The following is a 12,685-nucleotide window of genomic DNA, read 5'->3' on the forward strand; positions in this document are numbered from 1 at the left end:
CGATGCCTGCGGACCATCCCGAAATCCTGATCGAGAACCTGTCGATCCGCCGGCCCGGCGGCGGCGCACTGCTCGACCCCACGACGCTGCGCATCGGCCCGTCGGAGGTGGTCCTGCTGGTCGGCCCCAGCGGCGGCGGCAAGTCCACCATCGTGAAGCTGCTTGGCGGGCTGCTGGAGGTCGGCGAGGGCGGCTGGCGGGTGACCGGCCGGCTGACGCTGGGCGACCGCCGGATCGACCTCGCCGCCGAGCGCAGCGACGTCGGCGGCATCGTCTTCCAGGAGCATGCGCTGTTCGACGACCTGACGGCGATCGAGAACCTGCGCATCGCCGCCGACCATGCGCCGGGCCGCCACCCGGAGCTGATGGCCGACGCCACCGCGCTGCTCGGCGACATCGGCCCGCACAAGCGCGTATCGGCCTGCAGCGGCGGCCAGCGCCAGCGCCTCGCCATCGCCCGCACGGTGCTGGCCGACCGGCCGGTGCTGCTGTTCGACGAGCCGAACTCCGGCCTCGACGTCACCTCGGCCCGGCGGCTGGGGGAGCTGATCCGCGGGCTGTGCCGCGGCATGGGCAAGCCGGCGCTGATCGTCGCCCACCATGTGAAGGACCTGCTGCCGATCGCCGACCGGGTGCTGCTGCTCGACACCCGCAACCACCGGCTGGTCGAGGTGCCGCCCGACGCCGAGCTGGTGGAGGCGGAGCTGCTGCGGGTGGGCTCGGCCCCCGATGCCGCCACGGATGCCGCTCCCGATGCGGGGACGGCCGTCCGGCGTCCGCCCGCCGGCGAACGGCCCAACCCCTGGCCGGCCGCCATCGGCAGCCGGTCGCGCGGCTACTGGTTCCTGCGCTATCTCGCCGAATATTTCTGGGCGCTCTGCGTGTCCCCGATGATGCTGGTCTACATGGGGATGGGAGCGCTGATCATGGGCTTCGTGTCCATGTGGTTCGGCTTCAACTACAATTCCTTCGGCGGCTTCCTGAAGTCGCTGCTGCATGACGAGACGCTGGTCGGCGTCGGGCTGGTGCAGGCGACGGTGGCGGTGCCGCTGATCAGCAGCATCCTGTTCGTCGCCCGCAACAACGCCATCATCGCCGCCGACATCGGCAACCGGGTGCTGTCCTCGCAGTTCAAGGCGATGGAGAACCTGCACATCCCGGCCCGCGGCTACATCTTCACCGCGATCATCCTGAACATGGTGGTGGGATCGGGCCTGCTGCTGGTGATGTCGCTGGCGGTGGCGAGCTGGGGGTCGATGGAGACCTGGCACCTGCTGTTCCCGCAGCAGCCGCGCGAGCTGTGGCAGGACCATTTCTTCCGCAAGCTGCTGGTCGACGGGCTGTGGCCGGCGAAGAAGATGGGCTGGGTGCTGCTGAAGGTGGCGCTGAGCGGGTTCCTGGCCGGCGGCGTGGCGATCCTGATCGGCATGGGGCGCAAGGACTCGGTGATCGCGATCAACACCGCCATCGCCCAGTCGATCATCGCCGGCGTGACCATCACGCTGCTGGTGCATGCGCTGGTATCGGTGCTGACGCTGACCTTCTAGGGCCGGGCGGCATGGCCTTGCCGGCCACCTCGTCCGGATATAGTAACGAAGACTGGTCATAACCCATGAGAGACGGGCCGAAGGGGGGCGAGCGATGACGGGCGACGCGGATCAGCAAGGCAGCACCCCGGCTCCGGCCGGTGCGGACTGGGACACTCCGCAGCCGGCGCCGCGGCGGACGGCGGGCGGCGGGACCACCGCGATGGCGGCGGTGGCGCTGGTCGCGGCCGTGACCTCCGCCTTCTGGGCGCCGCCGCTCTTCCAGTTCATGCATCTGCGCACGCCGACGGCGGAGAAGCAGGCCCGCCAGGACGTCGAGATCGGCAGGCTGTCGCAGACCGTCGCCGACCTGGAGCGCCGGATGGTCGACCTGGCCGCCGGCCTCGACAAGGCGCGGCAGGAGACCGCCGCCGCCCGCAGCGCCCAGGCCGCCGCCGAGGCGCGGGTCGGCCTGGTGGCGCTGGTCCAGCTCCAGGCGGCGCTGCGCCGGCCGGGTCCGTTCGACGTGGAACTGGCGCTGGCCCGCGCCGCCAACCCGGACCTCGGCGCCGCCGCTCCGCTGCTGGCCTCCATCGAGAAATACTCGACCACCGGGATCCTGGTGACGCAGCAGCTCCGCCACGAGTTCAAGTCGCTGGCCGAGGAGATCACCCGGCCGGACTACAAGGCCATGCCGGCAGCCTGGTTCAACAGCCTGATCGGCCGCCAGCCGGCGGACCAGGGGGCTGCGCCTCCGCAGGCCGAGCGGGTCGCGGCGGCGGTGGAACATGCGCGCGAGCATCTGGCGACCGGCAACCTCGACGGCGCGGTGACGGAGCTGTCGCAGGTTTCCGGCGATGTTGCGCTGGCGCTGGATAGCTGGATGACCGACGCCCGCGCGCGGCTGGCCGCCGATGCGGCCATCGCCAAGCTGGGCGGCCGGATCGCCAGCGCGCTCGCCCAGATGCCCGGCCGCTGATGCCGGCGCCGCGCCGCCTGGCCGTCGCCGCCGTGCTGGCCGTCGCGGCGGCGGCCGGCGCCGACGCCCGCGCCGAGGCGCCACCGGCCGGGACGGCCGCGGATCAGGCGCCGGAACGGGCGTCCGGTCCGGCGGGACCCTCCGGCGAGGGTGGGCTGCTCGACCGCTACAGCCGGCTGATGTTCTCCTTCAACGGCGCCGTCTACGGCCGGATGGACGCGCTGGCGCAGTGGCGCGACGGCTGGTGGCCGGGCGGCGCGGCCGACCCGCAGGCGCCGCCCGGCACCGAGGGCGCCCTGGGCAACGTGGTCGCCAATCTGGTCAACGAGCCGGTGACCGCCATCACCGCGCTGGCGGTGGGCGACCTGCCCAATTCCTGGCGGTCGGTCCAGCGCTTCGCCATCAACAGCACCGCCGGCATTCTCGGCTATTACGACACCGCCACCGCCTGGGGCTACGGCGCCACCCACACCGACGCCGGGCTCAGCCTGTGCAAGGCGGGCGTCGGCGAGGGCCCCTATCTGGTGCTGCCCTTCGTCGGACCGCGCACCACGCGCGACGCCGTCTCGGACATCGTGCTGACAAACCTCATCCTGTGGACGGTGGTCGGCGCCACCTTCGGGACGGGGGCGAGCTTCCAGACGCTGCTGGTGGCCGAGACCATCGAGATCGTCGCCGACGTGGTGGCGACGCGCCAGATCGACCCGCAGGCCAAGGCCCTGCGCTTCACCGACTACGAGAAGACCCGCGAGGCCTATCTGCTCCAGCGCCGCGCGCGCTGCGAGGATCTGCGCCGCGCCGGCTGAAGCCGCCCGCGATCCCCGACCATTTTGCTTGGTCCGCACCTCGCCGGCAGCCTGATGGCGAAGCCGGATAGCCGAGCAAAGCGCTCAACCTAAACCCGGGCGCGGGTTCCGTCACCACCGACCATGGTCGGGGGTGCCAAATTTGTTTGCCAGGGCGACATTTTGTCACGGAAACAGAATTCGCCCTGCCGGCGCCCCGTCTCGCCCGCGGGCGGACATCCCATGATAAAAACAGGGAGGGTGCTTGAGACATGGCTTATGCGGCATCCACGGGCGACGCCGTTCGCCCGATGAGCGGCGAGGAGAAGAAGGTCATCTTCGCCTCGTCGCTCGGCACGGTCTTCGAGTGGTATGATTTCTACCTGTACGGCTCGCTCAGCGCGGTGATCGCCAAGCAGTTCTTCTCGGGCGTCAACCCGACCGCGGCCTTCATCTTCGCCCTGCTCGCCTTCGCCGCCGGCTTCGCGGTGCGTCCGTTCGGCGCGCTGGTCTTCGGCCGGCTGGGCGACATGATCGGCCGCAAATACACCTTCCTCGTCACCATCCTGCTCATGGGCCTGTCCACCTTCATCGTGGGCATCCTGCCCAACTACGCCGCCATCGGCATCGCGGCGCCGATCATCCTGATCGTGCTGCGCCTGCTGCAGGGCCTGGCGCTCGGCGGCGAATACGGCGGTGCCGCGACCTATGTGGCGGAGCATGCGCCGCACGGCCGCCGCGGCAACTACACCGCCTGGATCCAGACCACGGCGACGCTGGGCCTGTTCCTGTCGCTGCTGGTGATCCTGGGCTGCCGCGTGTCGATGTCGCCGGAGGCCTTCGACGAGTGGGGCTGGCGCATCCCCTTCCTGATCTCGATCGTGCTGCTGGGCATCTCGGTCTGGATCCGCCTGATGCTGAACGAATCGCCCGCCTTCAAGCGGATGAAGGAGGAGGGCAAGCATTCCAAGGCGCCGCTGACCGAATCCTTCGGCGAGTGGAAGAACCTGAAGGTCGTGCTGCTCGCCCTGTTCGGCCTCGTCGCCGGCCAGGCGGTGGTCTGGTACACCGGCCAGTTCTATGCCCTGTTCTTCCTGACCCAGACGCTGAAGGTCGATGCGCAGACCGCCAACCTGATGATCGCGGCGGCCCTGCTGATCGGCACGCCCTTCTTCATCGTCTTCGGCACGCTGGCCGACCGCATCGGCCGCAAGCCGATCATCATGGCCGGGCTGGTGCTGGCCTGCCTGACCTACTTCCCGATCTTCAAGGCGATCACCCACTACGCCAACCCGGCGCTGGAAACCGCGGCCGCCACGGCGCCGGTCGTGGTCGTCGCCGACCCCAACGAGTGCTCCTTCCAGTTCAACCCTGTCGGCACCAGCCAGTTCACCTCCTCCTGCGACATCGCCAAGAGTGCGCTGGCCCGCCGCGGCATCCCCTATTCCAACGAGGCCGCGCCGGCGGGGACCGTCGCGTCGGTCCGCGTCGGCACCACGGTCATCCAGTCCTACATTGCGGCGCCGGCGGCCTCGACCGGCGTGTCGCTGAGCCACGGCCCGTCGACCCATGCCGCCCCGACCGACGTGAAGGCCGCCGGCGCCGCCTTCGACAAGGGCCTGTCCGACGCGCTGAAGACCGCCGGCTACCCGCCGAAGGCCGACCCGGCGCAGGTCGACCATGTGATGGTCATCGCCCTGCTGACCGTGCTGGTCCTCTACGTCACCATGGTCTACGGCCCGATCGCCGCGATGCTGGTGGAGATGTTCCCCACCCGCATCCGCTACACCTCGATGTCGCTGCCCTACCATATCGGCAACGGCTGGTTCGGCGGCTTCCTGCCGACGACCTCCTTCGCCATCGTGGCGGCCACCGGCGACATCTATTCCGGCCTCTGGTACCCGATCGTGATCGCCGCGGCGACCTTCGTGATCGGCGTGCTGTTCGTCCGCGAGACCCGGGACGTCGACATCTACCAGCACGACTGACCTTCGCCGGACGGCACGGGATACAGGGTCGCGGGCGGGGGGTTCATCCCTCCGCCCGCAGCCGTTTCGTGCTAGGGTGGCCGCCCGATCCCTCCCTACCCCCCACGCTTGCGGCGGACCCGATGGAGAGCTGGTTCATCCTGGCCATCTCGCTGGCCTATCTCGCCACCCTCTTCGCCATCGCCTGGTATGGCGACCGCACGGCGAAGGGGACGGCGAACCGGCGCACGCCCCTGCTCTACGCGCTCAGCTTCGGGGTCTACTGCACCTCCTGGACCTTCTACGGCGCCGTCGGGCGGGCGGCGACCGGCGGATTCTACTTCCTGCCGATCTACATCGGGCCGATCCTGCTGATGGGGCTCGGCTGGCCGATCCTGGCGCGCATCGTGCGGGTGGCCAAGGCGGAGAACGTCGTCTCCATCTCCGACTTCCTGTCGGCGCGCTACGGCAAGAGCCGCGGGCTGGCGGCGCTGGTGACCATCACGGCGGTGATCGGGCTGCTGCCCTACATCGCGCTGCAGCTCAAGGCGATCACCATCAGCTTCGAGGCGCTGGCGAGCGACACGCTGCGCTCCGAGATGAGCCGGGCGCCCGGCGGCACGACGCTGCTGGTCACCTTCCTGATGGCGGCCTTCGCCATCCTGTTCGGCGTGCGCAGCATCTCCGCCAACGAGCACCACCGCGGCCTGATGATGGCGATCGCCGCGGAATCGGTGGTGAAGCTGGCGGCGGCGCTCGGGGTCGGCGGCGCCATCGCCTTCGCGGCCTACGGCGACCCCGCCACCTTCTTCTCCGTCGCGGCGAGCCATCCGGAGTTCCTGGAACTGATGCGGGTCAGCACCATCGGGGTGGACTGGTGGGTGGCCTGCCTGCTGTCGGCGCTGGCGATCCTCTGCCTGCCGCGGCAGTTCCATGTCGCGGTGGTGGAGAACACCCATGCCGGCGACGTGCGCTCCTCCGCCCGGCTGTTCCCCGCCTACCTGATCGCCATCAACCTGTTCGTGCTGCCGGTGGCGCTGGCCGGGCTGATGCTGTTCCCCGACGGGCGGACCAACGCCGACACCTTCATGGTCACGGTGCCGCTGACCCAGGGCTGGCCGTGGCTGGCGATGATCGCCTTCATCGGCGGCCTGTCCGCCGCCACCAGCATGATCCTGGTGGAGACGGTGGCGCTCAGCACCATGATCTGCAACGACATCGCGGTGCCTCTGCTGATGACCATGCGGCCGGAGGACCGGCGGCTGCGCGACGATCCGGCGGCGATCCTGCTGATGGTCCGCCGCTCCGCGGTGATCGTCATCCTGGTGCTGGCCTACGGCTGCTACCGCGTTCTCGGCCCGGCCTTCCCGCTGGCGACCATCGGCATGATGTCCTTCACCGCGGTGGCGCAGTTCGCCCCGGCCCTGCTGATCGGGCTGGTGTGGAGCCGCGCCACCCGCGCCGGCGCCTTCGCCGGGATCATCGCCGGCTTCGTCGGCTGGACCTACACGATGCTGCTGCCCTCCTTCGCCGACGCCGGCTGGCTGACGGCGGACGCCCTGAAGGCCGGCCCCTTCGGACTGACCGGGCTGAGCCCGGTGGCGCTGGCCGGCATCGCCGACATCGACCCGCTGACCAACGCCGCGCTGTGGAGCCTCGGCCCCAACCTGCTGCTGCTGGTGCTGGTCTCGCTGGTCACCCGCCCGTCGACGCTGGAACGCCAGCAGGCCGCCCGCTTCATGAGCCGCCGCCGCGCCGACGGTGCGGAAACCCCCGGCCCGCGCGGCGCCACGCTGGCCGACCTGCACGACCTGGCGACGCGTTATGTCGGGCAGGCCCGCGCCGACTCCGCCTTCCGGCGGCTGACCGCGGTCGGCGACGGCGACCTGCAGACCGCCCTGCTGGCGCGCAGCGACGGCGAGGCGATCCAGCTCACCGAACGGCTGCTCGCCGGGGCGGTCGGCTCGGCCTCGGCCCGCGTGGTGGTGGCGGGGCTGCTGTCCGACCGCCGGCTGTCGCGCACCGACGCCCGCTCGATCATCGACGAGGCCTCGCGCGCCATCCTGAAGCAGCACGAGCTGCTGCGCGCCACCGTGGAGAACGTCCCCCAGGGCATCGCCGTGTTCGACGAGGAATGGCGCGTCGCCACCTGGAACAACCAGTTCCTCGTCCTGCTCGACCTGCCGGACGGCTTCGTGCAGGTCGGCACCTCGCTGGAGGAGATCGTCGGGCTGATCGCCCGGCGCGGCGAGTACGGCCGCAACGGCGAGATCGAGACGTTGCTGGCGCGCCGCTCCGACCCGCGCCGGCGCAACAAGCCGGACGTCTACGAACGGCGGCGCCCGGACGGCACGGTGCTGGAGATCGCCACCAACCCGATGCCCGGCGGCGGCTTCGTCGCCGTCTACACCGACGTGACCGAGCGGCACCGCGCCGCCGCCGCCCTGCTGGAGGCCAACGAGACGCTGGAGCGCCGCATCGCCGAACGCACCCGCGACCTGTCCGAGGCGAAGGCGGAGGCCGAGCGGGCCAACGCCGGCAAGACGCGCTTCCTCGCCGCCGCCAGCCATGACCTGCTGCAGCCGCTGCACGCTGCCCGGCTGTTCGTCTCCGCCCTGTCGGAGCGCAACGGTGACCCGGCGATCCGGCAGATCGACACCTCGCTGCGGTCGGTCGAGCAGATCCTCGGCGACCTGCTGGACGTGTCGAAGCTCGACAGCGGGGTGGTCAAGCCCAACCCGGCGGCGCTGCGCATCGACGAGCTGCTGAAGCCGCTGGGCGAGGAGTTCACGGTGCTGGCCCGCCAGCACGGGCTGGCCCTGCGCACCGTCGGCTGCACCGCCACCGTGCGCAGCGATCCCACCCTGCTGCGCCGCATCCTGCAGAACTACCTGGCCAACGCCGTGCGCTACACCCGCACCGGCCGCATCCTGCTGGGCTGCCGGCGCCGCGGCGACCATCTGTCGATCGAGGTGTGGGATACCGGACCCGGCATCCCCGAGCACCGGGTGCCGGAGATCTTCATGGAGTTCCGCCAGCTCGACCATGACGGCGACGAGCGGGGCAAGGGGCTGGGCCTCGGGCTGGCCATCGTGGAACGGCTGGCCGGCATCCTCGACCACCCGGTCCATGTCCGCTCGCAGGTCGGGCGGGGCAGCGTCTTCTCCGTGCTGGTCCCGCTGACGGCGGAGCCGGTGGCGGCCCGGCCCGCGGTCGTCCGTCCGCGCGGGCGGGACCTGCGCGGCGTGCTGGTGCTGTGCCTGGAGAACGAACCGGCCATCGCCCGCGCCACCGAGGACCTGCTGTCGAGCTGGGCCTGCCGCGTCGTCACCGCCGCGACACCGGACCTGGCACTCGCCCGCCTGGAGGGGGCGGTGCCGGACGTGATCCTGACCGACTACCACCTCGACCGCAGCATCACCGGCGTGGAGGCGCTGGCGACGCTGCGGGCGGGCCTGGGCGCGAGCATCCCCGCCGCGGTGGTCACCGCCGACCGCGCCCCCGCCGTCCGCGAGGACATCGAGGGGGCCGGCTGCCGCCTGCTCTACAAGCCGGTCAAGCCGGGAGCGCTGCGCGCCCTGCTGGCGCAGCTTCTGGCGGAGGGGCAGAGGCTGGCGGGGTGAAGCGTCGTGCGGGCGGGCTAGCCGTCGAGCGCTTCGACGACCGCCTTCGCCACGTCGGCGTGGACCGCGTCGCCCTGCGCGAACCCCTTCGGCGTCTGCGTCAGGTAGCTGGCGACGAGGAGCGGCGGCTTGCCGGCCGGCCAGACGATGGCGATGTCGTTGAACGAGCCGTTGCCGGTGCCCGTCTTGTCGCCGACCCGCCAGCCCTGCGGCAGTCCCGCCCGCAGGCGCTTGTCGCCGGTCCTGTTGGCGACCATCCAGGCGATGAGCTGGTCGCGCGAGGCGGGGCGCAGCGCGTCGCCCAGCATCAGCCGTCCCATGCTGTGGACCATGGCGTTCGGCGTCGTGGTGTCGCGCGGATCGCCGGGGATGGAGCTGTTCAGCTCCGGCTCGTTGCGGTCGAGCCGGCTGTGCGTGTCGCCGAGCGTCCGGACGAAGGCGGTGAGGCCGGCCGGATCGCCGACCGCGCTCAGCAGCAGGTTCGCCGCTACATTGTCGCTCAGCGTCACCGCCGCCTCGCACAGTTCGGCCACCGTGGGGGGCGTGCCGTTCACCCGCCCCTCGGCGAAGGGGGCATAGGGGACGAGGTCGGCCGCGGTCACCGGGATGCGGCGCTCCAGGCTGTCCCTGCCCTGGTCGACCCTCTTCAGCACGGCCGCCGCCAATAGAAATTTGAAGGTGCTGCACATCGGGAACCGCTCGCCCCCGCGCCAGTCGAAGCGCCGTCCGCTGCCGGTGTCGAGCACCGCCACCCCCAGCCGGCCACCGCTGCGCCGCTCCAGCGCGGCCATGGCATCGCGCAGGGCATCACCGCCCAACGTCTTGTTTTCCTTGGCATCCAACCGCGCCGCGGTGAGCAGGAGCAGGCCACCGCCGACCGCCAGGACGCTTCGCCGTCCGATCATCTCAACCCTCCGTTCCCATGTCTCGGTGGCCGGACGATAGGCAGGCGGCGATGGGGCGGCAAACGATGATAACTCTCGTTCGCCCCTAGGAAAACTAATGAGGACAAGCAAGGCCAATCGGGCGCCGGCCGCAGCACCGGGCGCCGGGATCGTCCGGCTGTGGTGAAGAGTCCCGCCCGCCCGGACCGGCGCCGTCACTCCACCGGCGGAGGCGGCGGGGCCAGCGCCATCTGGCTGGCGAGCACCGCCGCCTGGGTGCGGGTCAGCACGCCCAGCTTGCGCAGGATGGTGGTGACGTGCGCCTTCACGGTCGTCTCCGCCACGTTCATCTCGTAGGCGATCTGCTTGTTCAGCTTGCCTTCGGCGATGCCGGCCAGCACGCGGAGCTGCTGCGGCGTCAGGGTGGCGGCGCGCTGGGCGAGGTCGGGGACGTCGGATTCGGTGGTGGCGGGGATGGCCGGCACCCACAGCTCGCCATCCAGCACGGCGCGGATGGCCTCGACGATCTGGCTGTTGGGGGCCGATTTCGGCACGAAGCCGGAGGCGCCGTAGTCGATGGCGCGCTGCACGGTCACCGCATCCTCGGACGCCGAGACGACGATCACCGGGATCGCCGGATGTTCGGAGCGCAGCATCATCAGGCCGATCAGGCCGCTCATCCCCGGCATGTGCAGGTCGAGCAGGATGATGTCCACCCCGTCGCCGCTGTCCAGAACCGGCTTGATCTGGTCGAAGCGCGCGGCCTCGAGAATCTCCGACCCCGGCAGCGCCTGCCCGATGGTCTGGCTGAGCGCTGTCCGCATCAGGGGATGGTCGTCGGCGATCAGGATGCGGTATGGCATGGACAATCCGGCAGCAAAACCATATCCGACAGTATCGGTGCGGGACCGCGGCTTGACAATATATCACCCGAACGCCCGCAGGACGCGAGCGCTTCGGCGATCAGCCGGCCTGCGGGTGGGCCGGCCAGTGGTGGTGTCACAGACGCGCCCCACACTCAAGCGGAAGCTGCCGCCGCCCCTCCGAAAGAGCGCCGCATGCGACACTTGGTTTCACGACCGCAACCGTCCGCCTCCTGACCCATGGGGCAGACTCGGGGAGAGAGGGGGCCGGCCGGCCGCGGCCCCGCGCCAGCCGTTTCAGCCGTTTCAGCCGTTGAAGAGGGCCGCGTCGATGCGCCGGACCATGGCGACGAGCCGGGGGGCGTATTCCTCCTCCAGCTTCCTGCGGTCGACCAGGAAGGCCGGGCCGCCGCAGTTGAAGGCGAGCACGGCCGAGCCGTTGCGCGGCACGAATGGCACGCCGATGGCGTTCACCTCCGACTTCCACGAGCCGATGGAGCGGCAATAGCCGCGGGTGCGGTAGTCCTCCACCGCCTGGAGGATGCCCTCGTGGACGGCGGGCCAGCGCTTGCCCTCATGCTCCTCCAGCTTGCCCATCAGGGCGGTGCGCTCCGCATCCGGCAGCGCCGCCAGATAGGCGCGGCCCATCGCCGAGGTGCCGAGCTTGATGTGGGAGCCGACGTCGAGCGACAGGGTGATCGGCCCGCCGCCGTGGCAGCATTCCAGATAGATCATGCTGAGCCGGTCGCGCCCGCCGAGCGCCACCTGCAGGCGGGTCTGGCTCGCCACCTCCTGCATCAGCGGGCGGGCGACCTGCCGGATGCCCATGCCCGACAGGCTGGCATAGCCCAGCGCCAGCACGGCGGTGCCCAGCCGGTACTTGCCGGTCGGCGGGTCGTAGACGAGGTAGCCGAGCTTCGCCAGCGTGTAGGTCAGGCGCGACACGGTCGGCTTCGGCAGCCCCGTCCGCTCCGCGAAGTCCTGGTTGCCCAGCGCCGTCTCGTCCTTGCGGAAGCAGCGCAGCAGTTCGAGCCCGCGGGCGAGCGCGGTGACGAAGCGGGGATCCTTCTCCTCGTCCGCCGCCGGTTCGTCCGCGACCAGAGCGTCGTCGCGTCTGCGCATGGCTGGTGCCGCCCGTATCCGATTGTTGTGGTTGCCAGCCATCCTGGCAGCGACTATCGTGCTTGTCAAAGAAAACGGAATTTATTTTCGTATCTTGAAATACCAGCCGAAGGGGGATGGGATGTCGGCAGCGCCGTTGGAAGTGGTGGTGGTCGAGCGTCCGCGCGAGGGGGTGGCGCTGGTGCGCATCAACCGGCCGGAGGCGCGCAACGCGCTGAACGGGGAGGTGCGGCAGGGGCTGGCGGGCGCCTTCACCGATCTTGCCCGGGATCCCGAGGTCCGCGCCATCGTGCTGACCGGCAACGAGGAGGCCTTCGCGGCCGGCGCCGACATCAAGGCGATGGCCGAGGCCGGCGCGGTGGAGATGATGCTGCGGGAGGCGCACCGGCTGTGGGCGCCGATCGCCGCCTGCCCCAAGCCGGTGATCGCCGCGGTGAACGGCTATGCGCTGGGCGGCGGCTGCGAGCTGGCGATGCATGCCGACATCATCATCGCCGGCGAGGGCGCGCAGTTCGGCCAGCCGGAGATCCGCGTCGGCATCATGCCCGGCGCCGGCGGCACCCAGCGGCTGACCCGTGCGGTCGGCAAGTTCAAGGCCATGATGATGCTGCTGACCGGCAAGCCGATCAGCGCGCGGGAGGCCGACGCCATGGGCCTCGTCAGCAGCGTGGTGCCCGACGGCGAGGTGCTGGAGACCGCGCTGACGCTGGCCGAGACCATCGCCGGCATGCCGCCGCTGGCCGCCCGCCAGATCAAGGAGGTGGTGCTGGCCGGCGCCGACGCGCCGCTGGAGGCCGCCCTGATGCTGGAGCGCAAGGCCTTCCAGCTCCTCTTCGACAGCGAGGACCAGAAGGAAGGCATGCGCGCCTTCATCGAGAAGCGCCGCCCGGCCTACCAGGGCCGCTGAGGCGCCACCGGACACGAGCCGCCGCGACG

General features: G+C 70.8%; 9 protein-coding genes. 6 read left to right on the forward strand and 3 right to left on the reverse strand.

The features are described 5' to 3' along the window. The first annotated feature begins 2 nt into the window (after window positions 1-2). From DEW08_RS05675 to DEW08_RS05695, 5 genes are all read left to right on the forward strand, one after another. Window positions 3-1,547: an ATP-binding cassette domain-containing protein gene (locus tag DEW08_RS05675; RefSeq protein WP_109325137.1), complete on the forward strand. Its 1,545-nt coding sequence runs from the start codon at window positions 3-5 to the stop codon at window positions 1,545-1,547. A gap of 94 nt (window positions 1,548-1,641) precedes the next feature. Further along, window positions 1,642-2,505 carry an MICOS complex subunit MIC60 gene (locus tag DEW08_RS05680; protein WP_109325138.1) on the forward strand — a complete coding sequence of 288 codons (864 nt, stop codon included), beginning with the start codon at window positions 1,642-1,644 and terminating at the stop codon, window positions 2,503-2,505. Further along, on the forward strand, window positions 2,505-3,311 hold the full coding sequence (locus DEW08_RS05685; RefSeq protein WP_109325139.1) for an MlaA family lipoprotein: 807 nt from the start codon (window positions 2,505-2,507) through the stop codon (window positions 3,309-3,311). The genes DEW08_RS05680 and DEW08_RS05685 overlap by 1 nt, the downstream gene beginning before the upstream one ends. A 251-nt stretch (window positions 3,312-3,562) precedes the next feature. Further along, the gene (locus DEW08_RS05690) at window positions 3,563-5,278 is read left to right on the forward strand and encodes an MFS transporter (RefSeq protein ID WP_109325140.1); all 1,716 of its coding nucleotides are present in this window, start codon (window positions 3,563-3,565) and stop codon (window positions 5,276-5,278) included. Window positions 5,279-5,400: 122 nt separating this feature from the next. After that, window positions 5,401-8,880, forward strand: coding sequence for a hybrid sensor histidine kinase/response regulator (locus DEW08_RS05695; protein ID WP_109325141.1), 3,480 nt, complete (start codon window positions 5,401-5,403; stop codon window positions 8,878-8,880). 17 nt (window positions 8,881-8,897) lie between these two features. On the opposite strand, the gene bla is transcribed toward DEW08_RS05695, so the two are convergent. The 3 genes from bla to DEW08_RS05710 all read right to left on the reverse strand — a co-directional run bounded on the left by bla (window position 8,898) and on the right by DEW08_RS05710 (window position 11,749). Then, complete coding sequence (gene bla / locus DEW08_RS05700; RefSeq protein WP_109325142.1) at window positions 8,898-9,785, reverse strand: class A beta-lactamase; 888 nt, start codon at window positions 9,783-9,785, stop codon at window positions 8,898-8,900. A gap of 194 nt (window positions 9,786-9,979) precedes the next feature. Further along, entirely contained in the window at window positions 9,980-10,627 is a 648-nt protein-coding gene (locus DEW08_RS05705; RefSeq protein WP_109325143.1) for a response regulator, read from the reverse strand. A 306-nt stretch (window positions 10,628-10,933) separates the two neighbouring features. After that, window positions 10,934-11,749, reverse strand: a complete 816-nt coding sequence (locus tag DEW08_RS05710; RefSeq protein ID WP_109325144.1) for an IclR family transcriptional regulator — start codon at window positions 11,747-11,749, stop codon at window positions 10,934-10,936. A 121-nt stretch (window positions 11,750-11,870) separates the two neighbouring features. Between DEW08_RS05710 and DEW08_RS05715 the strand changes: the two genes are divergently transcribed. After that, entirely contained in the window at window positions 11,871-12,656 is a 786-nt protein-coding gene (locus tag DEW08_RS05715; protein WP_211107071.1) for an enoyl-CoA hydratase, read from the forward strand. The last annotated feature ends 29 nt before the right edge of the window (window positions 12,657-12,685 follow it).

It is taken from the genome of Azospirillum thermophilum, from assembly GCF_003130795.1.
Taxonomy (GTDB): Bacteria; Pseudomonadota; Alphaproteobacteria; order Azospirillales; family Azospirillaceae; genus Azospirillum; species Azospirillum thermophilum.

Bases quoted from the DNA above. Each gene is read 5' to 3' on its own strand.
- DEW08_RS05690 (WP_109325140.1), top strand. From the start codon at position 3,563: ATGGCTTATGCGGCATCCACGGGCGACGCCGTTCGCCCGATGAGCGGC.
- DEW08_RS05685 (WP_109325139.1), top strand. From the start codon at position 2,505: ATGCCGGCGCCGCGCCGCCTGGCCGTCGCCGCCGTGCTGGCCGTCGCG.
- DEW08_RS05695 (WP_109325141.1), top strand. From the start codon at position 5,401: ATGGAGAGCTGGTTCATCCTGGCCATCTCGCTGGCCTATCTCGCCACC.
- DEW08_RS05715 (WP_211107071.1), top strand. From the start codon at position 11,871: ATGTCGGCAGCGCCGTTGGAAGTGGTGGTGGTCGAGCGTCCGCGCGAG.
- DEW08_RS05710 (WP_109325144.1), bottom strand. From the start codon at position 11,749: ATGCGCAGACGCGACGACGCTCTGGTCGCGGACGAACCGGCGGCGGAC.
- DEW08_RS05705 (WP_109325143.1), bottom strand. From the start codon at position 10,627: ATGCCATACCGCATCCTGATCGCCGACGACCATCCCCTGATGCGGACA.
- bla (WP_109325142.1), bottom strand. From the start codon at position 9,785: ATGATCGGACGGCGAAGCGTCCTGGCGGTCGGCGGTGGCCTGCTCCTG.
- DEW08_RS05675 (WP_109325137.1), top strand. From the start codon at position 3: ATGCCTGCGGACCATCCCGAAATCCTGATCGAGAACCTGTCGATCCGC.
- DEW08_RS05680 (WP_109325138.1), top strand. From the start codon at position 1,642: ATGACGGGCGACGCGGATCAGCAAGGCAGCACCCCGGCTCCGGCCGGT.